A 22,800-nucleotide genomic window follows, 5' to 3' on the forward strand; every position below is an offset into this window, starting at 1 on the left:
TCTAATATTAAGGTTGGTACAATTCATTTATTTTAATTCCATTCACGATACTTTTTTTGTTAATGTTGTTCTTCACATCACTTATTAAGGATTTTAGATTCTCATGATAGTTTTCTACTATATCTGCTATTTCGTCCTGAGTTAGCATCGCCGGATTTCTACCTGATAATATATCATTAAATGAGTCTTGTAGTTTTTTTGCAATATATTGATTATATGTATCATGAGAAGCATGGACTCCATTGGGTAATTCTTTTGTAAATTTTTCAACCCATATGCCATTTTCTATTCCATTAAAATCCAAACAATTGCTATTACAATGATTAAAATACCACTGTAACTCTGGAGAGTTTTCTAGTAATTCTTTAGGGATGATATGATGAGCTTCAAAACGGGTACTTAAGAAATCATTGATTGTTAAATTAGGATATCTCTTTTTGTATTCTTCATAAACCTGTTTCAGTTCTCTTTCAAATGGGTCGGTCAGTTCACTTATATTTCTAGCCAGTATAGTATTCATCTTATCTTTCATTGCTGTACGTAAAGCATATTCAGCCTTTGCCAATTCATCTCCACACTTACTGCATACAGCTTTCACTGCTTTCTTTATATTTCGTTTTGTTGCTTGTACAAAATCATCTGCTTTCGTCAGATACCAATCATATGTACTACTAACAGGATCAGTAAATCGCTCAGTTAATTGTATTTTCGGTGCAGCAATTTCAAGACTACTTAGATCTAGCAAGGGTGACTTAAACTTTGTATCTGCAGGCAGATTGGCTGTATTAAGTTTTTCAATAATTCGAAAAGCAATCCACTCTTCACATTCTGTTGTATTTTTACCCATCAGTACCAACAAACCTTTTGCACTTTCATCTGTGTATTTACCTAAGAAATCGTTAATACCCTGAAATACTTTTTTCATTTCTAAACCAGTCCGGTTACCTATTTTTATCCGACTTCCAATATCTTTATAACTATCAGCTATTTTAGAAAGAGTTTGCTTATCAACTTTTTTTAAAAGTGTAGTTACTATCTCCAAATCCGCAAAAGAAATTCGTAAAGATGTTCGGTTCTTTAGAACTTCCCAAGCTCTTACATCCAGATCGCCATTATCAAACTTGTTCAACAAATCGGCATTATTCTCAAAATCCTTTACAAATTCGTTAAACAGGTGCTCATCGGAAAACTTACTTTTTAGACTGGTCAATAGTTCACAGATAGTTTTTACCACCATTCCCTGTTGTCCAACCAGATAGGCATCAAATTGCTCTACTTTCAGATTATAGACTGTAGCAGAAGTATCGACAATAGCCACACTATCTACTGCAACTGCCTGGGCTTCTGGCACAAATACGGCACTGGAAGCGAGCATCACAGAAGCAACTGCCTTTCTGAGCCACATACCCTTGCGAAGATTCCCTGCTGAAATTGTTTTTCCATCCGCACCCACAAACGGATGAGTCACTGTGCTCCAGATAGTATCTTTGCCAGCCAAAATACGGACCAGACGGCTTACCTGATTGCGACTGATAGAGACTATTTTTTGCAGAGCAGTTTCGCCACTACATACACGTTGAGCTACTACCGTTTCCCCTACCTGCAAATCCCCTATTGGACGCGTTTGACCACTTTCACTTACCCATACGGGCGTCGAAGCTACAAAACAAAATCCGCCACTACAACCCAGATTCCCATTTCTATCTCGGGTAAGACCAAAACCATCAATAGGTTCCTGTGAATTAGGGGGCAGGATTCTGCCATCGGCTATCACCTCCACTGTCTCGGTGGGATTATCATTCATTCGTTTGGCTACCAGATCTCCCTTTGAGGTAATGGTAGCAAAATCTTTTTCTATATGGGTATTATCTACATATGAAAGCGTATAATCGGCTCCCGAGGAGTATACATGCAACTTGTTGCCCAGACCCTGCAGCCACTTTTTGCTGTTGCTGTAGGTATCCTTCAGCAAGCCAAATACACTGGACAGATTGGTGACCAGACGAAGACTTTTTCCGGAAATGTCTACCAGTGCTTCATTGCCATTGTCCAGTCTGGCAATGCCATATCCGTCTGCATCGGTCTGCACAGTACCATCAGCATCGGTTAGCAGGGTCTGTATACGGGTAGGACGAGTGGAATTGTCATCTGTCGGAACGTTTTCAATGACAGTATACGACTTGCCTGCTTTGTCAGTCACCACACTATGGCGCAGGCTACTCAACTCATGCAGTACCTGCCCCTCACTATTTAAGAGCTGAAAGTATTTTTTGGCATCACTCCAGCTGATACGCATAAAACCTTTGCCAAATACATAGGCACCACGTATGCCCGATGAAGCCACCCGTAAAGCTAATCCGGATGCTCTCAGTAGCTGACTAAACACATCCAGCTCATCAAGAAAATTCAGAAAAGCAGCAATTTTAGTCCCCTTGGTAGCCGCCAGAATGGGCACCACAAACGTAACTACATCGAAGGCAAAAGAACCTATCTTGGCACCTATCTGATAGGCATTGCAATCCACGCCATCACAGGTTACAAACATTTTCCAGAATGCTTCCACAATACATTTTCCCTGAATCAGGGCAAATCCCTCTAATTGCACCAACCCTCTGGCTACTGGATTGAGCTGATCTGTAGCCATATAGATCAGGTGTACAATATCCTTATTATCTCCTACACATTTGGCCATCAGCTTGGTGATTCCATCAAAAAAGGCTTTGATCTCCTCTTTTTCAGGCCAGTCTATGATAAAATCAGCAAAGCTGGCTGCCGTTCGGGGCAATGATTCGAGCAGATTGATAAATCCATTATAAAATCCACAGACAACGGCAAACTTGAATTGCGAAAAATCAATATCTGTAACACCAGCACTTACAAGCAATTTCTCCAAAGGTGTCGAAAAAGTAACCACAGATACACCGGTGAACTGAAATACGACATACAGAATATCTGTGTACTGTTCATGTTTGGGATTGTAATACTTTTCTGGAATTTTGGCATGAGAAATCAGATCAGCCCACATATTTACGGATTGTACAAAATAAAACCGATACATATCTTTGGCATAACTTCCCATGTCCCGTTCCCAGATAGTATTAATCAACAGTTTTCCCAGCTGATTTTTAGTGGCATAATCTACCTGTAACCCATTATTGAGTACCTGATAGCGAGCTTCTATGGTTGATTCCTTTGTAAAATCTATCCAGAATACCCATACCGAATTGGGCAAACTGGCTATATAATCATCAATGGCCTTCTTGTCTACCTGTGAAGTACGCCAATCTGTTGTGATCACCCGAACAGGCAACTGGGTATTCTCTGCCAGCAATTTGTTCAGATCCTGTTCATCGCTATCGAGTACCTTGGCAAAATCATAGACAAGCTTTCCGGTGTTCTTCATCAGATTTTGAGCAGGATTCTCACTACCTAAACGCTCCATTAACTTTCCCAAAAAGGATAAGCTACTTTTCGTACTTACAGAAAAATTAATCCACTGTTTGGCAATCACACCGTAATCTCCAAAACCAGACAAATACAACTCCGACCCAGCCAGAATATCGGCAACACTGGAACGTAACCACTCACTACGGTCTCCATTAAAGTCCTGCCACAAATCAACTTTTGGTTTTTTCACCTGCCAGGCACTCTTAAAAGCCCGATCCACCACGATTTCACTTTCTCCATAAATACTGGCAGAAGGTTTTGCTGGTCCATTGCCATCTGGTGTTATGGTAATAGCCGTGCGAATCAGTTCAATCCCAAACAATACAATTTTTTTTTCACCCGGATATTCCCGCTCCAGCAGTTGCAGGTGAGCAAACTGTAACGAACGAAATGTTTTTTCAATGAGTTTAGGATTATCTTTTTGTTTGTTCAGATCTGCCAGTGCCTTCATATCTACTTCCACTTCATCAGGCATATACATCTCAGGCAGGTAATATCTTCCGGTACATACAAATACCTTTACCTTATCCTGTTTCTTATGAAAGGCCTCCAATTGTTCTTCCACCTCTTTTCCTGCCTGTTCTGAGAAAAACCATTTTCCTGTATTAATAGGATTATCAGAAAGTAAAGGGACTTTACTATCTGACTTTCCTGCACTAAAGATGTATTGTCCTTTTCCATAGACTCCTTTTTTCTCCTGCTCGTGTGTATGTCGGAGAAAGTCTTCAAACTGTCTGAGTTCCTCTTTATAAAGGCTATCAGCAGGCAGGGTAAATGCCAGACAGGGATTTGTCAGAGCACTTATCCAGACACTAACAAATAAAATCAGTATTTCTTTTATGCGTAAAACCATATATATAAATACAATAGCATGAAGGCATTTCTATTTTGAAAAACTATTCCAGTAGGAATAGATGTATTGATTAATATTCTTCTGGATTTGCTGTTTGGCAATTTGTATTTGTTTCTCTTCACTGGTTCCATCGTCCTGGAGTTTCTTCAATGTATCTGCCAGTGTTTCAGAATTTTCAGTTACCAGCAAGGCCAGTTCTTTGCATTTTTTGCGGGTATCATAGACTTTATCCGCAAAACCATAAATAACTTTTGTATAGAAATACGCAATAGAAGCCTTTGCCAGCTTTCCAGCGTTAACAATGGATTCATCTTCTGTATTATCTGTAGAAATAGTGTTCTGACTTTCTCCAGCAAAGAAATATTTCTGACTCAGCGAAGCCGTATCTACATCGGTCAGAACCTCCTGTGTGGAAATAGCTTTTTCACTCAAAGACACATAAGAGGTTGTTATACTGTCTTTTTTGGCACTTGCCTCCTGTTTCAACTCTTTCAAAGCTTTCAATACAACAGAGGCAACGGCATTGCTTACTCCTGTAACATCAATTTCAGGCAATCCACCTCCAGGCACTTTGACAGGGTCTTTGCCACTTTCCACTATCCACTGATCTCCATTCTTGTCTTCGACAATCAGGGGTTTATCCAGTTGCTGAGGTATCTCCTGTGTACGAGCCGTGTAGGCTTTGCCTTTCTCATCTACCAGGGTCACCTTTCCATCTGATCCTACCTGAATGTCAGCAATGGCAATATTATCATAAAGCGCTATCTTATCGGAAAACTCGTAGTCTGCATACTTTTCCTGGTTTTCTTCCTGCTGTTTGGAAAGCGTTCTGGCCGAATCTCTGGCTGCCTGGTTGGCTAGGGTCTGATCTACCCACTCTTCAATCGGCATAGTCAGAAAGTAGATCGTTCCTCTGGTAACCTCACGGTTTTCATTCACATACACATTCTCAAACTTTACCCCAAAGCTGGCTCCTGCCAGAAACCCAACCGCTACCCTGCCCTCTCCACTGTAATATCCATCCTGACCATTGGCCTGTCTCACTTCCGTTAGGGTGATGTCCAGACTGCGGGCAGTGATTGATTCATTGACAAGCAGATTACGCAGCGGTTCTCCCAGTTGCTGAGCGGTCTGACTGGTCGAATCACCACACTGCACTGCTACTCTCTCTGGGGTTTTAAAAGTGGTAATGGCTGAGTACGGACCCATAAAGCCCTCTTTTTTTCCCTGAATACGGGCTTCGTATTCAGTATTGGCGGCCAGATCAAATACTTTTACATAGGCAGAATCTTTCTCCTCAATGCGGTTCCATTCATAGCCGTCTCCTTTCTTTTTATATTCGATCCGGTAGGAATCAAACTGAGCTGCATCCTGAGTCCAGCTCATCTGTGCCCGTCGATAGGTCTGGGCTTCTACTCGAAAGTTTTGTACCTGTCCCAGGGTAAAGGTGGCTTTGTTGCCTCCATACAAAAACGAACACACTTCACTGTATCCGTTGTTGCGAAAGGCATCTTTGCCCTCCTTGTCGATAGCCCGTACCCGCCAGACATACTCCATTGAATCAATCAGCATGGGTTCACTCAGCCCATAGACGAGTTGGGTAAAGTCGGTTCGGGTGGCAAAGATGGGAGTTGAAGTCTGGACTACATTGTTTATATTTCGCCCTTTGATACGGTTTTCATACAGCGAAAACTCATACTCAGTGTTGGCTGCCGAAGTGGGTGAAGCTGTATTGCGGGGCAACCACGAAAAGATAATCTGCTGGGGATCGCGGGCAGTGACCCTACTTCCACAGGCAGGTGTATTGATGAGCGGGGGTTCATTTTTGGAAAGAAAATACATGGCACAGCCAGCATTGGATACAGCCACATCCTGACGGCGGTAATCATAAGCTGTAAAGCAGAAGGTATAACTTCCTTCCGGCAGTGTCTTTGTTTTCTCATACTGATTCCGGTCCATCCCGATAAAGGTCAGGTTTCGGCTGTCGACATAAGCTGCCAGGTCGGCTCCTGACAGAATGGTTGGTGTGCCCGGCTCCAGGGTGATGGGCGGTGGCTGAAAGGAAGGCGCAGTCTGCAAAATCGTTTTGCCGTTGAGCTCTACCCGTAGCACCAGCCGAACCTGATATTCAGGCCGGGACAGATCACGCTGTAATACAATGACCCGGATTTTTTCATTGCCCTCACTGGCATAATCAGCCAGATTAAGCGAATAAGGAGGTATCAGCTGGGTTGTCAGCTGCAACGGCTGAATCTGCTGGCCTACTGCCGGAAAAGTCAGCAGGCTACAGACCAGCACCAGATACAGATACCTTATTTTTGTTTGTACTACATTCGCTTTCATGCGCTTGATATATCTCATGCAATATTCTTCTGTCAGAAGCTATAGGTATAGCTCGAGTTAATGGTCCATTCCGTATATTTTTTGGAAGCTGTGGTATTGCTTGTTCCGGTGTCTGTTCCGGCAAACTTCTGCATCCGGTTTATACCCAGCATAGCATTGTGTCGTCCGGCCTGCTTTTCCCCTCCTGCTTTTTTAGGACTATAACTTAGGCTTAGCCGGTTGTTCCAGACAGGTCCGGAAGAAGCACCATTGGCAGTGGTTTTGTTAAAGGAACTAGCCAGTGAACTACGCAAAGTTTTAGCCAGCAGACCTTTGGTAACGCTCAGGGTAGGTCCCCAGTAGAGACTGTTTACGGTGCTGGCATTGCTCAGGTAGTAGTTAAACGCTGTCGCCAGTGTCAGACTTTTGGGTGCCAGCGAATAGCTGTAGGCCACATTGCCTGTATAAAAGTCTGAAAGGTCATTGCCTTCTGCATACCCGGCATGGGTATTAGCCCGCTGATAGGACCCCATCAGCATAATGGACTGACGCTGGTTTTTGTCGCCAAACGAATAGGTGGCTGTACCACTGGACGTCTGAGTTACCTGATAATAGTTAAGGGTGTCAAGTGTATTCTTATAATACGGATCTAGCTGAGGCCGCATATTGGTGTAACTCGAAAAGTTGGAGTAGTTTCCGGCAAAGTTCCAGTTCTCGTTAGGGGCATAGGTGGCATTCAAAGCTCCTACTACCCGTTTGGTGGTGGCATTGCGGGTTTTGTCGAGATTGTTTTGCTGCAAACCGACATTGGCCGATAGGGTAAGTTTGTTCTGAAATAACTGCACGGCTGGCACAATGGTGATATTGCGCATATCGTTGTTGAAGTAATAAGCCCCTAATGTGGTATACTCAGGTGCAATGCGTTCGTACTTAACCTGCAGCTTATACCAGCTTCCCTGATACCCTACACTTCCGTTAAATGCATCATAATACCGCTGGGTAGAGTTCTGAGGCAATAGTCCCTGAATCAGGTTATGATTGGCAATTGCAACGGTGTCTATGGATTCTTTGTTTTTACGAATGTCTGTGTTCAATGCCGACAAGCCGTATTCTCCTTCGATAAACAAGGCAGAGGTAACTTTCACGTGGCCTCCCAGGCTCACAGCTATATTCTGCTGAGGGGTAATCTGACTCTCCGGCAATACAAAAGGCAGGGAGTTTATATCATCTTTCGCCTGGAACAGGCTGACTGTAACAGTGTTGCCGTTGTTGTCGTAGCCTACTTTGAATCCATACCCCATCCGTTTGTAGGAGGCTTCGGTATATTGTGTAGAATCCTGAAGATTATAGGATACAGCCTTTTTCAAACGGCCATACATGGCAGCAATCTTCCATTTGTCGGGAGTCACCTCTACACCTCCACCCAAGAAGGTATAGCCTGCCAGGGTATAAGGCGAAAAGGTCATGGAACTATACCCGATATAGGTTTTCACCCATTTGTACTGAGGGGCAAAGCTGAACTGGTTAAAGGGCTGGGTGAAATTGCCACCAGCATTGCTATAACTAAACGAAAGCGGCGCATTGTACCCAAACAAGTTCACATTGAGATTGCCGGACAAAAACCAGTTAAACGGATCACGACGGGCTTCGATGCTTTTGGCCGCATATCCGACAGCATTCAAATTCACAGAACCCGAAAGTTTGGCTCCTTTCTTGACGCCAATCTCTTCCAGGTTCTGTGCATTTATGACAAATGGAACAAAAAGCAGATATAGAATAAAGGGTATATAAAGGTGTTTCATCTACAATCGAAAATCAATAGTCAATCATTCACAGCCAGGCTTAGTGGTTTATAGAGAGTCGTATTTCACGGGCGTCATTGTCAGTAATGATTCTGACTATATACAACCCCGAAGGCACGTTTAGGGAAATGGATTCTGAAAGCTGAGAAGTACGATCCCATTTTTTCCGAAATTTTTCATTGCCCAGCAAATCGGTAATTGCCAGCATGATCTGTTGTTTTTTGATCAGTTCAGCACTAACGACAAACTGTCCGTCATTCGGATTGGGACTCACACTGAATTCTTTGATGATGTTGTAATCGGGAATCGGGACCGGATTTTGATTGGGGTCATAAGGAGCAATCACCAGTGTTCGGCTGATGGTATAGGCACAACCACCAAAGTAACCTGTCATCGAAACGGCATAACTGCCCTCTGAAGCAAATCGTATGGATGGAGAAAACATAGAGGTATCAATCCAATCGGCCATTGCACCAAAATCCCAGTGTACAGAATCCGGTTTGGGCAAGCTGATATCTTCCAGATACAACGTATCCAGTGCCTGCTGACTACTGGCTACGATAAAATCTACCACTGACTGATCGTTACGCAAGTTTACCACCGCTGTTCCACTCACACTACAGCCCTGGCTATCTTGTACTACCAGTTGATAGGTTCCTACTCCTACTGTCGAAAAAGAAGGATCTGACTGATAACTCACTCCATTATCTACTGAATACAGATAAGGTGGTGTTCCTCCACTGGCTTTTATCTCAATCAACCCTGTTGTTTGTCCATAACAAACAGGTGTAGTTTTTGCTGACAGACTCACTGATGCGACAGGCTCACTCAAAGTAGCCGATAGATTGATGCTACAACCGACTGCATCTACAATTTTTACAGAATAGGTACCAGCCGAAAGACCACTTACTGTTTCACTGTTGCTACTCATGCCACTCCACTGATAGCTGTAGGGAGCTACTCCTCCTGAGACAGAAAGAGAAATCAATCCGTCCTGACCTGATTTACAGCGGATGTTTTCTGTATATACATTGGCGACAATCGGTGCATATAAACTACTGATGCTTTCATTCAGACTAATACTACAGCCATTCTGATCCCGAACAGTGATCTGATAACTTCCCGCTGCCAGAGAAGAGAACGTAGGGGAACTCTGATAGCTGCCTCCATTGAGACTATAACTATAGGGTCCTACTCCTCCTGTTGCCTTTACTGTAAGACTGCCTGTAGCATCGCCTGCACAGATTACATTCTGCTTGCTCTCTAACTGAACACTTAGTTTCTCGCTGGTCTGGGTAAATACAACGGATTTGGTAACTATACATCCTCTACCATCTTTCACAGAGAAAATATGGGTGCCAGCAGTAATCCCTTCAATCAAAATTGCACTCTGGTATGTTCCTCCATCGATAGCATACTGATATCCATTGTAACTGGCTCCGTTTCCACCTGTAGCTGCAAAGGTGAGTGTACCGTTATTGCCTCCAAAACAGGAAATATTGTATCCATTGTAATCAGATACTGTATAACTAAAATCCAGTGCAGAAGCTGGAGCCGTAATAGAGAAACTGGAAGGATGAACGGTTATACAGCCACGTGCATCACGTACCCGAACCTGATAACTACCAATAGCAAGAGGTGTATTTTTATCAAATGCTGTCCAGGCGCCATTGTTCAGAGAGTACTCAAAGGTATAGGGTAATGTCCCACCTGTGGCGGTCATGTCTATAAAACCGTTATCTCCCAAACAAACAATGTCCTTCCGGCTTACAGTGGTCAGTTGAAGTAAGGCAGGCTCTGCAATACTGATGAGTGAACTAACTGTTTCACAATTGTGGCTATCCACTACCCGTAACTGATAGTTACCCTTATCCAGATTATTCACAGTCAATCCTGTCAGTGAAATCCAGCTGGCATCTGTGTCTCTCTTATAATATAAGGTATAGGGGGCAGTTCCTCCACTTAGAGTAGCTGTTATCTTTCCATCTCCCATTCCATAACAGGTAATGTCTGTCTTGCTGGAAGTGATTGCCAGAGGATTAGGTTGAGTAATGACAATAGTGGATGGATAGGTATAATTGTCCGAACAACCCGCAATCAGTCGGGTAACTATCAACTGATAAGTACCGGTAACTAAACCTGTCAGAGTTGTGTTACTGCTTTGAACGACCACAGCCCCATCTGCAACCCGTTTGAGGGTATACTGGTATTGTCCATTACCGCCCATCCCAGTTAAGGTAATACTACCAGTACTCCCTCCTGGGCAATCTACATTTTGGGTTGATAAAGTTGGAATGGGTATAGCAGCAGGTGCATTGATAGTAATAGGCTTATCGTCTCCACTACACCAAGTAGAGGCGGTACTCTCTTTTATACGAACAGAATAGTCATTCCCTGCAGCTAGTCCTGTAAATGTATAACTGGTGGCAGAAGTACCATACTTGCTATCTAGTAATACGCCAGCTTTTCGTATTTCATAATCATAACTACCCGAAACAGGCATATCAAATGTCCCATTAGACACACTGATGCCTGCCTGTACTTTCCCATCACCTGGCGAATTACACAAAGCAGCTATGCTTGTCAGACCAACCGTGATACGAGCCGGCTGTTTGATTACTACCGTTTGAGTAGCAGGTGACTGGTTACAGGCATCACTCACACTCACTACATAACTTCCTACCGGTAAATTACTGAAACTAACTCCACTACCTACCGTATTTACACTTTGGGTACGAATATCACTTCCATTCTGTATCCTATAGACAATCGGCACTCTGCCGCCTGTAGAATTAACATTAATACTCCCATCTGAGCCAGTATAACAACTCGCATTCACCCCACTTACTGTACCCAGACTCAGTACAGGGGTTTCGGGTATCTCTACATTATAGGTCTGACTACATACGCCATAAGTACTTCCTGGATTGGCCAGCCACAAAGTATACTTGCCAGCAGCAATACCGGAAATAGTAAAACTGCTGCCCGATGTTGTTCCAGAAGGCCCCTGAAGACAATCTTCTTTTTCTGGATGACAGGTAGTGGTATTACCAAATCCATCTCTTAACACATACAGATAAGAACCGAATCCACTTACATTCTGAATGCTAATACCTCCATTGGCTATACCTGGACATGCAGGTAAAACACTAATATCTGTAGCAGGGTTGGCAATTTCCGGCGGTAAAGGAGACAAAGGCAAAGACACTATCACCTGAGAAAAAAGACCTCCTTCTACTGCGCCTTTGGCCTTTACTCTAAACCGAATATCCTGATTGGCAGCCTTCCCTTTCATCCAGTTGAATATATCTGGTACATCTTTGTACTGAACATTGGTTATCTGACTAGTTGCAGGAAATGTATACCAGGTATTATTTCTGCCAGGAATATTGTATTCCCATTGATAGGTTAGTCCACTTAAATTCAACCAATCTATGTCTGCCTTTAATCGAATAGGTGTATCATAGCAATAATTAGTTCCTGAATCCTGATTTAAAATTACAGGTTTAGGAACCTGTAGCATAATAGATACATCTGCACCAAATGCATACGAACCATAAGAACATCCGGAAAGATTATGGTTATAATAATTTGCTCCACCAATAAAAGAATAAGAACCTAGACTGATAGAAGGCAAAGAAACCTGCCCTACCACCACAACACAATTTTGTACAATTTGTCCTCCTGATGATGTGAATGCAGAAGAATAGCGTAAAAAAATAGATTTATTTGTTACACTAATACTATTCTGGCTGGCAGATGGATTAGAAAAGCTAACATTCCCAGGACCATTGCCATAATAGGTAAAGAAACTTAATCCAAAACCATATTCCGGATTTGGAAGAGTGTTACCTGAAGACATCTCAAAATTAAAGCGTGTATTGGGACCAGGTAAAGAAGAGGATAACCCTGTAACTATTATTTTAGAATATGTTGGATAATCATAACCAGCTTTAGGAGTTACCTGAGAATAAATACAACTTATTTTAACAAAAAACATCAACAAAATGCAAGAATAAAACCTGCTCATAGTATCACAGTTAAAAGCAATTTATTTTGCTATTTACCAACATACTACTTCTTATTTTTTATACAAATCGACGTTTACCTACATATGTAATAATTGGGTTTCCTATATTTTATGCCCCTTTTCTGTGACCTCACTCCTGAAAAAAAACTAATTGGCAAGCCTCAAAACCAAATCATATTACACTGATTAAGAGAACTCTATACTTCTATTCTAATTTATTACATCCAGGTTACCTTTATACAGACCCTATTTTTACCGTAATCACTAAATCCGTCTATATTTGAAAGATATTACTGTAAGAACAAGGCATGCAAAAGTGTTACCCTATCTATCATTGTATTTTGTTTGTTAGCTTCCTTTTGTGGTTTTCCCAAAAAGGCAGTGCCCAGTCTACCTCATATGGAATCAAAGTCTTAGCCAATCCGCAGAAATCACAGGTAACCTTGCGATGGGCACCTACAGATCCTATTGTGTGGCAACTGGGGAATAAGTATGGCTATACCATTGAACGCTTTACCCTATCTGTGAAAGGAAAGGTAGAAGAACAGCTGGCTGGCAAAGGTAAAATGCTGACAACTACCCCAATAAAACCTTTACCTAGAGAGCAATGGGAACAACTGATTCAAAAGGAAGAGAAAGCGGAAGCAGTACACGAATTGTTGTATGGTGACCAGTTTTCCAGTGTCGACCCAACCAGCCCGTCTGCCATTCTGAAAAAGAGCCGTGAAATAGAGAACAGATTTGGTATGGCACTGTTTATCTGTGATCTGTCACCTCAGGTCGCGATTGCAGCAGGCCTTATGTGGGTAGATCAGAAGGTTTTGCCTGGTACCCGGTATGTATATCGCATCCGTTTAGCTCAACAACCGCCTAATCTGACAGTAGAACCTGGAGTTATTATTGTCAATCCGGAAGAACCACCCAAATTACCTATTCCGATACAGGTGCGTACTGAGTTCAAAGACAAATCTGTTACCCTAAGCTGGCCTGTATTTCTGCATCAGGGTATTTATACAGCTTACTTCATTGAAAAATCTACAGATGGCAAGACCTTCAAATCTGTTACCGACCTGCCATATGTTTCTACCAGTGAATCTGCCAATCCGGAAGAAGCATTTTTCGTTGACTCTCTGTCAGATAACCAGCAAACATTCTACTATCGCATCAAAGGGATTACCCCTTTTGGCGAAATAGGGCCCACATCTGAAGTAGTAAGTGGCAAAGGCAAAGAAGATCTGGCAGGAATGGCAATTATTGAAAACGCAAAAATCACCCAAAACCAATCTGTTACCATCACCTGGTCTTTTCCAGCAGAAAAACAAAACCAGATTCAGGGCTTTTTTTTGAGTCGCTCCAGTAAACCTGAAGGAAGTTATGTGGATGTCAATAAAAAAATCCTTCTTCCCAATCAAACTAGCTACACAGACAAACCAACCTCCAATAACAACTATTATCGGTTGCGAGTAATCGGCAAAGACGGCAAAGAATTAACCCAATCCTTTCCGTTTCTGGTACAGCTGGAAGATACGATCCCTCCACAGATTCCAACCGGACTCACAGGAACTATTGATTCGTTGGGTGTGGTAAAGCTTTCCTGGAATGCCAGCAAAGATGCAGATTTGCAAGGCTACCGTTTATTCAGAGCCAATAGTCTGCACGAAGATTTCATTGAACGCACACAATACATCTTAAAAAAGCCAGTGTTTACAGATACAATCAATCTGCAAACACTGACACAGAATATCTATTATCATATTGTGGCAGTCGACAAAAACTTCAACCCATCACTGGCATCTAAACCTTTGTGTTTAAAAAGGCCGGATATAGTGCCACCAGCACCGCCTGTGTTTACCCAGGCATCGCTTAAAAGTGATAGTGTATGGCTTCAATGGCAACCCAGTATCAGTGACGATGTAGTCACACATGAACTTTTCTGCCAGCTGAAAACAGATACAGTAATCAATCAAAAACATACTACCTACTGGAAAAGCCAGAAACGTCTGGTAGTACCAGGTCATATATTCTATGCAGACAAAGGACTGCTTCTCGGGCAAACATACCGCTATGTGATCCAGGCTTCGGATAGTGCAGGCAATACGGCAATGGCTATTTCTCCGGAAATCTGGTATGAGACAGGCGTCCGTCCAGCGCCAGCCAATATAAAAGGAGTAGCAGATCGAACGAAAAAGAGAATTCAGCTGGCCTGGAAATATCCGGCAACGAACTATGCTATTACCAAATGCATCATTTATCGTTCCACAGAAGGCGCACCCTTCCAGATCTATCAGACTCTACAGGGCAATCCGGAGCTTTTTGAGGATACCCTTTTGACAGTCAACACCCAATACCAATATAAGATCAAACTTTTCTTCCAGAAAGGAATCCAGTCACAACTCAGTGATCCGGTAAAAGTTGTCTACTAAAATCAAAAGCCCTTGCAGAAAGATAACTGCAAGGGCTTTTGATTTCTCCCGTCGCTGGCGTTATTCACCAATGACCTGTTCCCCACATATAGATAAAGATGGAAAACTCATTCTATTAACTCTTATACAAATCCATCTGTAAACGGCTCTCTTCCAGATCCAATTCATGCTCTATTTTGCGTAGAACCTCTTCGCTTGCACCTCCCTGCCGATGCAGCATTTTAATCACATCCCTTTCAATAGTTAACAACTCCAACTCAATGCCTGTAAACCGGTTGAAGATCTCCTCTACCGGATTGCCATGTTTCTCTAAAAAACCTTCCGGAAGTTCGGTATGTTGCAGACGATTGTATTTAATCTCATACTTGTTTTTGATCTTGGTAAGCAAGTCGTCTTCTGTCAGAGATAAATTTTCCTCGATATGAGTGATAGACGCAGCAATCATTTTCATACGCACCTGGTATTCCTCTTCCACAATAGAGTGTTTGGGCAGTTTCAGTCGCCGGATTACCCAGGGCAATGTAAGTCCCTGTACCAGTAAGGTAAAAATGATCACACTAAACGTCAGGAAGATAATCAGGTTTCTGTTAGGGAATGCCTCCCCGCTATCAGTCAGTAAGGGGATCGACAGGGCAGCAGCCATAGAAACTACTCCCCGCATACCTGCCCATCCGAAGATTACCAGATTTCGTCTGTCAAATGTTTCAGTTGTCCGAATACGCTTACTTAATATTCTGGGCAATGTAGCTGCGGGTACTACCCAGATAAAACGAACAATGACTACCACCAAACTCACTATGAGTCCATATATAATCAATTGTATCAGAGACCCATCCTCTATGCCACTGATAACATATTTCAACTGAAGACCCAACAAAATAAATATCAGGCCATTCAGAATAAAGACAACTACATCCCAAACAGCATACGTCTGAATCCGGGATTGAGTAGAAAATATCTCGCCAGACTGAAATGACAAATACAAACCTGTAGTTACAACAGCTAATACTCCTGATACATGAAAATGTTCGGCAATCAGATAGGATGCAAATGGGGTCAGAAAGGTAAGTGTAGTCTCTATGATAGAGTCACATACAAAGCGATGATGCACCTGAAACATAATATACCCAATCAGCAAGCCAATCCCTATGCCTGCCACAATTACCCAGACAAACTGTAATCCTGCATCTAATACTCCAAATGTTCCGGATATAATAGCTGCAAGTGCATACTTATAAGCAATCAGACCACTGGCATCGTTGACAAGGCTTTCTCCTTCCAGAATGGCAATGATACGGGGATTTAATCCCAAGCCTTTGGTTACAGAAGTAGCAGCCAGCGCATCCGGAGGTGACACAATAGCTCCCAGTAAAAAGGCGTGTGCCCAGCTAAGGTCTGGTATTACATAGTGTGCTACCACTCCAACTAATCCAGTAGTAAAAAATACAAGTCCAATAGCAGCCAGTGAGATAGAACGTATATTAGCTTTGAAGTCATGCCAACTGGTATTCCAGGCAGCGCCATATAGCAAAGGAGGCAAAAATATCAGAAAGACAATTTCCGGTTTTAAGGTAACCAATGGTAATCCTGGAATAAAACTGATTGTAAGCCCTGCCAATACCAATACAATAGGAAAGGGAAAATTGTACCGATAACTCAATAAAGCCAGAATGGTCACACCAAATAAAAGAAGTACAATAATCTCAAGATTCTCCATAGATGAATAGAAATAGACAAAATGATTTCGACCCTATCCTGTTCTGGAATGGGTGATAGAATGCAAATCTGAAAAGTGATTGAAGTACAAGTATACAGAAATATATCTGATTCCCGAATTATCAGGCTTTGCGGATAAACAAATTCGGGTAGAAATGTGGCTTTTCCATAAAGCCAAACACCAGTCCTTCCTCATAGAAAATGATAGAAAGACTGGTGTTTCAGACTAAAAATAAAGATATCTTATTTTACCAGTTTAATCTCAGCTACATAAGATGAAATCAATGCCACTTCTTCAGCAGTAAGCTCAACTGAGCCGGCTTTTGCATTCTGAACAGCCTGTTCAGCATTACGTGCTCCTGCCAATGCAATGGTGATACCTGGCTGTTGTAGTGTCCAGCGTAATACCAGTTGACTCAATGTTATACCTTTATCTTCTGCAATAGGTCGCATTTTATCCAGAGCATCATTGGTACGTTTGATATTCTCATCGGTAAAGAAATACAATCCTGCTCTGTGATCTCCTGCTTCAAAGGTATACCCAGGTTTCATTTTTCCGGTCAATAATCCTCTCTCCAATGGACTATACGCCAGAATAGATTTGGTGTGTTCCAGACAATAAGGAATCAGTTCTTTCTCAATATCCCGCTTTACCATGCTGTATGGAACCTGATTAGAAACAAGGGAGATGTATTTTTCTGCTTCCTGCATCTGGGCTGCATTGTAGTTACACACCCCTGCGTATCGTACTTTTCCTTCCTTAATCAGTTGAGCCACAGTTTCCATTGTCTCCTGGATCGGTGTAGTAGAATCAGGCCAGTGAATCTGGTACAGGTCTATATAGTCTGTTCCCAAACGACGCAGGCTATCTTCACATTCTTTGATAATACTTTCACGTCCGGCATATTTATAGATATCGATAGGTTGTCCCTGATTATTCTTGCTGGAAAAACCAAAATCACCTTTTGCCAGATCCCAGCGCATGCCATATTTGGTCACAATCTGCACTTTATCTCTGCGAATATCTTTAATAGCCTCCCCTACGATTTCCTCACTGGTTCCCTGTCCGTAAATTGGGGCTGTATCAATAGAGGTTACTCCCTGATGATAGGATTCAATAATTGCTTTCACGGCATCTTTCCGTTCAGTTCCTCCCCACATCCATCCACCCGCAGCCCACGCGCCAAATGTAATAACTGATAATTCCAGATCTGAATTTCCTAACTTTCTGTATTCCATGATTGATATGAATTAATGGTAATGATAGGGTTTGTCAAAAAAGCAATGCCAGACCTCTTTATATGCCTGAGATCTGGCATTAATAGTAGGAAGAAAACTTAAAATCAAACACTTACTTTTTAGCTGCACGCTGGCTTTTCACCAGAGCAGCCGGAACAGCATCTGCATTATTGGTGAAATCACTCCGGATGTAGGTCAGTACATCAGCGATTTCCTGATCTGTCAGAAACTCAAAGGATGGCATAGGATTGGCGTAATAATCACCATCGACCTCTACACCACTCAATCCATTCAAAAGAATGGTTACAAGTTTTTCCTTTGGCCCAAGAACAAAAGATGTTTTAATCAAAGGCGGGTTCAGATGAGGAACCCCACTCCCATCCACCTGATGACAGGTCAGACATTGCTGTTCGTAGATTCTTTTTCCTGCTGCCACAGGCGATTCAGTTGCCGCAGGTGTTTTTTGTTGTGCCATCACACACACAGATGCCAATCCCACAATACCAGCGAGTATACTCTTTCTCACACTTTTCATTATTTGCCTTTGTAAGTAATTTTATAAATAGTTCCTTTTACATCGTCAGATACATACAATGCGCCATCCGGGCCCTGAGCCAGTCCACAAGGACGATGCTGAGCCTGTCCGGGAGATTGCAGGTCTTCTGTTCCAGCAAAGCTGTCAGCAAATATTTCCCATTCTCCACTTGGTTTTCCATTTTTAAACGGCACAAAAGCCACAAAGTAACCTTTCTGTTTTTCAGGAGCTCTGTTCCAGGAACCATGAAATGCGATAAATGCTCCATTTTTGTATTTAGCAGGAAACATAGTACCTGTATAAAAAAGCAATCCATTAGGGGCCATATGGCCAGGAAATGCCACTACCGGGTCCAAGGCTTTTTCGCCACCTACTTTTTTACCATCCCCACCATATTCAGGTGCCAGAATTTTTTTCTTCTGAAACTGATCATAATACACATACGGCCATCCGCAATCATCGCCTTTTTTTACCGCATACATCGTTTCCGCAGGTAATTCAGCACTTTTCTTTGCATCATACATATCCGGATACAACTGAAACAGTTGGTCCCGTCCGTGCTGCATCACAAAAAGCTCATTACTGGCAGTATTCCAGTCCAATCCTACTACATTGCGAAGACCTGTTGCATAACGTACCCCATTTCCATATGTCTGATTTAATACAGATGCCTTAAATTGCCAGATTCCACCAGCCGAATCCAGAATAGGACAAGGAGTCATCCCTTTCGATCCTTTTGTACGGTCTTTTTCCTGACAAGCATTGGAATAGGCCCCGATATTTACATACAGATTGCCATTGTTATCCAATACAATCGATTTGGATTCATGCTGATGACGATTGATCAATCCTGTTACTATCTTTTCTGGTTTATCGGGATTAGTAACTTCACCATTGGCATTTAGTGTATACCGGAATACTTCCTCATTGGAAGAAGCATAGAGATAGTTACCTTTTATTGCAATTCCAGTACCTACAAAATCACCAAAGAACTTTTGCTGGTCTACTTTGCCATCTCCATTAGTATCTTCTAACATGGCGATTCCTTTTCCATCTTTCAGCTTGGCAAGCTTCACATAAACTTTCCCTTTTGGTGTAACCACCAGATGTCGGGCAGTTCCCAGGTTTTCAGCAACAATTGTAGCGTCAAAGCCTGCCGGAATCTTCAATCCGGTTTCTTTCTGCATCACCAGTTTCTCTTTTCCAGGCAACCCATCGTTCTTTCCGTTATCACGGAAACCTGAAAAAACTGATACGGCCAATACCAATGCACAGGCACGGAACATTGTTTTTTTCATAAATCTGTTGATAAAATGTATGTAAGGGTATAAACTAAAAAATGAAACAGAATAAGACCATATTTCCGCCATCAAATCAAAAATGTGTATCTTAGTCTCTGTTTCTCTTGAAACCTTAAAATAAAAACATCTGTTCCTCTCAAGCAACAACTCATACCATTAAGTATAACTCATAAAAAAATTAGTCATGGCAATACGAAAAACTACTTCAACCAACTTCATGAATCAGGCTTTTCTGGAAAATAAGTGTGCCCTTAATGAGCTGATTCATTTATTAAGTAAAAGATGGCTTACAGAAGTTCTTTTTAGTATAGAAGAAGGTAACAACCGTTTTTCAAGCTTAAAAGAAGATCTGCAACATATCAGTGATCACATTCTCGCCGACCGACTCAGGTTGCTGGAAGACTATGCACTTATTACACGAAAAAGTGTACAGGAAACCCCTCCCAAAGTGGAATATGCACTTACCGAACGAGGATATGAATTAAGCAACTTGCTGGATGGATTATGTGGATTTGCCGAAACAATATCGTTTGCTTCTGTTTCTCAGGATTCTTAATCGATGCTTTATCCCTACTATACTATATTCTCTGTTATTTTCTATTTCATCCGAAATATATACAATAGATTTGTTGTTCCCTGATTTTCAAACAGATTGATTGTAAGTATATTCTAGTCTTTTGCCTTAGCCATCGGTTTTAATTATTTTTTATAAAAGATTAAGAAAAAATTTAACGATTCTTAGTTAATAATGTACTTTATTTGCAGGAATAGAGTTAGTAAAGAGTACCAACCAAAAGGTAGACACTTATTTATCATTATTAACACTTGGAAATCTTTATGTGGAAAGAACAGAATGCACCCACAGCCGTTGTTTCTGATAACAGCCGACCCAACAAAACTCTCTCAGAATCGAGTACCAACACCTACCTGGTTCCGTTTATTCTAATGACCACTCTTTTCTTTATGTGGGGATTTGCACACAACCTTAATCCAATTTTGATTCCACATTTGAAGAAAGCCTGCCAGCTTACCGATTTTCAATCTGCCATGATTGATTCAGCCTTTTTTGTAGGCTATTTTGCTATGGCTATTCCAGCAGGTATAGTAATGAAAAAATATGGGTATAAAGCGGGTATCATTGGTGGACTCATTCTATTTGCCATAGGTGCATTCCTGTTTGTACCAGCTGCCAATGTTCGGATTTTCGGATTCTTCCTTACTGCACTTTTCATCATTGCCAGTGGACTTACCTTTCTGGAAACAGCTGCTAACCCATATGTTACTGTATTAGGAGAAAAAGAAGGAGCTTCTCAACGCATCAACCTGGCTCAGTCATTTAATGGATTGGGTGCATCCATGGGAGCCCTTATTGGTGGACGTCTGATTCTATCAGGCAAAAACCTGACAGATGCAGAGAAAACAACAATGTCTCCAGATCAACTCAACACCTTTCTGACAGAAGAAGCCAGTTCGGTAAAACTTCCGTATATAGTTATTGGCTTTATTGTATTAAGTATTGCTATTATTCTCTATCGTACCCGATTGCCTGAGATTAAAGAAGATGACCATGAAATTGACTTATCATCAGGCAAGAAAAGCATCTGGCGTCACAAACATCTGATGTGGGGAGTTTTAGCTCAGTTCTTTTATGTAGGTGGACAGGTATGTGTATCTAGTTTCTTTATCCGGTATCTGTATCAGACAGCACATATTGAAGAACAAAAAGCCTCTGATTATTTATCAGCTGCTCTATTGGTCTTTATGGTGGGTCGCTTTGTAGGTACCTTTCTGATGAAATATATAGCACCTCAGCGTCTGTTAACGATCTATGCAGTAATGAACCTGATTTTATTGACTGTGGTAGTGAGTTATGGTGGTATGATCTCTTTGTTTGCCCTTATAGGTGTTGAGTTCTTTATGTCTATCATGTTCCCAACCATCTTCTCTCTCAGCATTCAGTCGCTGAAAGAAGAAACCAAAATGGGATCATCCCTGCTTATTATGTCTATTGTAGGTGGAGCGATCTTCCCTCTTATTATGGGACATATCTCTGATATAAGTTCAATTCAGACAGCGTATATTGTTCCTCTACTGTGTTTTATTGTTATTTTCTATTTCGGCTGGAAAGGTCACAAAGTAAAAGCCTGACAAATATATAATACTCTATTTATAGCAGGATGTGTTACAAGCAGACAGATAGTTGTCATTGTTACACTTCCTGCTTTATTATTTATCAATCATTTTCTACTTTCGGATTTTTATTCCGCAATTTTTTAAAACCGTATGAATCTTCATTTAAAAGACAAAGTCATTATTGTTACAGGAGGAGCCAAAGGCATTGGAGAAGGTATTGTGCGGGTTCTTGCTCATGAAGGAGCTGTTCCTGTTATTGTAGGTCGCAACGAAGAAGACAACCTACAGGTACTAAATGATCTGTTAGCCAAAGGCCATAAAGCATTTCAGGTAGTAGCCGAACTTACACAACCTGCTGAATGCAAAAAAACGGTAGAGGCCGTACTGACAGCGTTTGGAAAAATCGATGGACTGGTTAACAATGCTGGTGTAAATGATGGAGTTAGTCTGGAGAATGGGAATTACGAAGATTTTGTAGCATCACTGCACAGGAATCTGATTCACTATTACCTGATGGCTCAGCATGCTTTACCAGCTCTGAAAGAGTCTAAAGGCTCTATCGTCAATATTTCATCCAAAACAGCCGAAACAGGACAAGGTGGTACATCTGCCTATGCGGCTTCCAATGGTGGTAGGAATGCACTGACACGCGAATGGGCAGTAGAGTTACTAAAATATGGTATTCGTGTCAACGCCCTGGTTGTAGCGGAATGCTGGACGCCCTTGTATGAGAAATGGATCAAAACACTGCCCAATCCGGAAGAAACGCTTCAGGAAATACAGGCCCGTATACCATTTGAGAACCGGATGACTACCTCTGAAGAAATTGCCAATATGGTAGTATTCTTGTTATCTGATGTATCCAGCCATACCACCGGACAACTTATCCATGTAGATGGTGGATATGTACATCTGGACAGAGCTATTCTGAAAATGTAATACTACACAAGCTAGTTCTACCTTAAGCATAGTGGAACTGGCTGCCTTATCATTTTATTT

General features: G+C 41.8%; 12 protein-coding genes. 4 read left to right on the forward strand and 8 right to left on the reverse strand.

From position 1 onward, the window contains the following. Positions 1-7: 7 nt before the first annotated feature. From QNI22_RS04590 to QNI22_RS04605, 4 genes are read right to left on the reverse strand one after another with little or no spacing between them, the layout of a single operon-like run. A complete protein-coding gene (locus QNI22_RS04590) occupies positions 8-4,300 on the reverse strand; it encodes an AHH domain-containing protein (protein ID WP_314509450.1) in 4,293 nt (1,430 codons plus the stop codon). A gap of 30 nt (positions 4,301-4,330) precedes the next feature. Further along, entirely contained in the window at positions 4,331-6,661 is a 2,331-nt protein-coding gene (locus QNI22_RS04595) for a fibronectin type III domain-containing protein (RefSeq protein ID WP_314509451.1), read from the reverse strand. Positions 6,662-6,675: 14 nt separating this feature from the next. Continuing rightward, a complete protein-coding gene (locus QNI22_RS04600; protein ID WP_314509452.1) occupies positions 6,676-8,424 on the reverse strand; it encodes a hypothetical protein in 1,749 nt (582 codons plus the stop codon). 40 nt (positions 8,425-8,464) lie between these two features. Further along, positions 8,465-12,454, reverse strand: a complete 3,990-nt coding sequence (locus QNI22_RS04605; protein WP_314509453.1) for a T9SS type A sorting domain-containing protein — start codon at positions 12,452-12,454, stop codon at positions 8,465-8,467. Positions 12,455-12,762: 308 nt separating this feature from the next. On the opposite strand from QNI22_RS04605, the gene QNI22_RS04610 reads away from it, so the two are divergent. Beyond that, positions 12,763-14,877, forward strand: coding sequence for a fibronectin type III domain-containing protein (locus tag QNI22_RS04610; protein ID WP_314509454.1), 2,115 nt, complete (start codon positions 12,763-12,765; stop codon positions 14,875-14,877). 115 nt (positions 14,878-14,992) lie between these two features. Here the strand turns inward: QNI22_RS04610 and QNI22_RS04615 are convergent, their stop codons facing one another. The 4 genes from QNI22_RS04615 to QNI22_RS04630 form a co-directional block, all read right to left on the reverse strand. After that, entirely contained in the window at positions 14,993-16,594 is a 1,602-nt protein-coding gene (locus QNI22_RS04615; RefSeq protein ID WP_314509455.1) for a Na+/H+ antiporter, read from the reverse strand. Between the two features lie 242 nt (positions 16,595-16,836). Beyond that, the gene (locus QNI22_RS04620) at positions 16,837-17,832 is read right to left on the reverse strand and encodes an aldo/keto reductase (RefSeq protein WP_314509456.1); all 996 of its coding nucleotides are present in this window, start codon (positions 17,830-17,832) and stop codon (positions 16,837-16,839) included. Between the two features lie 112 nt (positions 17,833-17,944). Then, positions 17,945-18,367, reverse strand: a complete 423-nt coding sequence (locus QNI22_RS04625; RefSeq protein WP_314509457.1) for a c-type cytochrome — start codon at positions 18,365-18,367, stop codon at positions 17,945-17,947. Then, positions 18,367-19,665: a PQQ-dependent sugar dehydrogenase gene (locus QNI22_RS04630; protein ID WP_314509458.1), complete on the reverse strand. Its 1,299-nt coding sequence runs from the start codon at positions 19,663-19,665 to the stop codon at positions 18,367-18,369. The genes QNI22_RS04625 and QNI22_RS04630 overlap by 1 nt, the downstream gene beginning before the upstream one ends. A gap of 187 nt (positions 19,666-19,852) precedes the next feature. On the opposite strand from QNI22_RS04630, the gene QNI22_RS04635 reads away from it, so the two are divergent. From QNI22_RS04635 to QNI22_RS04645, 3 genes are all read left to right on the forward strand, one after another. Continuing rightward, positions 19,853-20,224 (forward strand): winged helix-turn-helix transcriptional regulator, encoded by a 372-nt coding sequence (locus QNI22_RS04635; RefSeq protein WP_314509459.1) that lies wholly within the window; start codon positions 19,853-19,855, stop codon positions 20,222-20,224. A gap of 281 nt (positions 20,225-20,505) precedes the next feature. Beyond that, positions 20,506-21,816 carry an L-fucose:H+ symporter permease gene (gene fucP, locus QNI22_RS04640; protein ID WP_314509460.1) on the forward strand — a complete coding sequence of 437 codons (1,311 nt, stop codon included), beginning with the start codon at positions 20,506-20,508 and terminating at the stop codon, positions 21,814-21,816. Positions 21,817-21,951: 135 nt separating this feature from the next. Continuing rightward, positions 21,952-22,740, forward strand: coding sequence for an L-fucose dehydrogenase (locus QNI22_RS04645; protein ID WP_314509461.1), 789 nt, complete (start codon positions 21,952-21,954; stop codon positions 22,738-22,740). The last annotated feature ends 60 nt before the right edge of the window (positions 22,741-22,800 follow it).

The sequence above is a fragment of the Xanthocytophaga agilis genome, from assembly GCF_030068605.1.
In the GTDB taxonomy this organism is placed as follows: domain Bacteria; phylum Bacteroidota; class Bacteroidia; order Cytophagales; family 172606-1; genus Xanthocytophaga; species Xanthocytophaga agilis.

Bases quoted from the DNA above. Each gene is read 5' to 3' on its own strand.
- QNI22_RS04610 (WP_314509454.1), top strand. From the start codon at position 12,763: ATGCAAAAGTGTTACCCTATCTATCATTGTATTTTGTTTGTTAGCTTC.
- QNI22_RS04590 (WP_314509450.1), bottom strand. From the start codon at position 4,300: ATGGTTTTACGCATAAAAGAAATACTGATTTTATTTGTTAGTGTCTGG.
- QNI22_RS04630 (WP_314509458.1), bottom strand. From the start codon at position 19,665: ATGAAAAAAACAATGTTCCGTGCCTGTGCATTGGTATTGGCCGTATCA.
- QNI22_RS04645 (WP_314509461.1), top strand. From the start codon at position 21,952: ATGAATCTTCATTTAAAAGACAAAGTCATTATTGTTACAGGAGGAGCC.
- QNI22_RS04625 (WP_314509457.1), bottom strand. From the start codon at position 18,367: ATGAAAAGTGTGAGAAAGAGTATACTCGCTGGTATTGTGGGATTGGCA.
- fucP (WP_314509460.1), top strand. From the start codon at position 20,506: ATGTGGAAAGAACAGAATGCACCCACAGCCGTTGTTTCTGATAACAGC.
- QNI22_RS04635 (WP_314509459.1), top strand. From the start codon at position 19,853: ATGGCAATACGAAAAACTACTTCAACCAACTTCATGAATCAGGCTTTT.
- QNI22_RS04600 (WP_314509452.1), bottom strand. From the start codon at position 8,424: ATGAAACACCTTTATATACCCTTTATTCTATATCTGCTTTTTGTTCCA.
- QNI22_RS04615 (WP_314509455.1), bottom strand. From the start codon at position 16,594: ATGGAGAATCTTGAGATTATTGTACTTCTTTTATTTGGTGTGACCATT.
- QNI22_RS04605 (WP_314509453.1), bottom strand. From the start codon at position 12,454: ATGAGCAGGTTTTATTCTTGCATTTTGTTGATGTTTTTTGTTAAAATA.
- QNI22_RS04620 (WP_314509456.1), bottom strand. From the start codon at position 17,832: ATGGAATACAGAAAGTTAGGAAATTCAGATCTGGAATTATCAGTTATT.
- QNI22_RS04595 (WP_314509451.1), bottom strand. From the start codon at position 6,661: ATGAGATATATCAAGCGCATGAAAGCGAATGTAGTACAAACAAAAATA.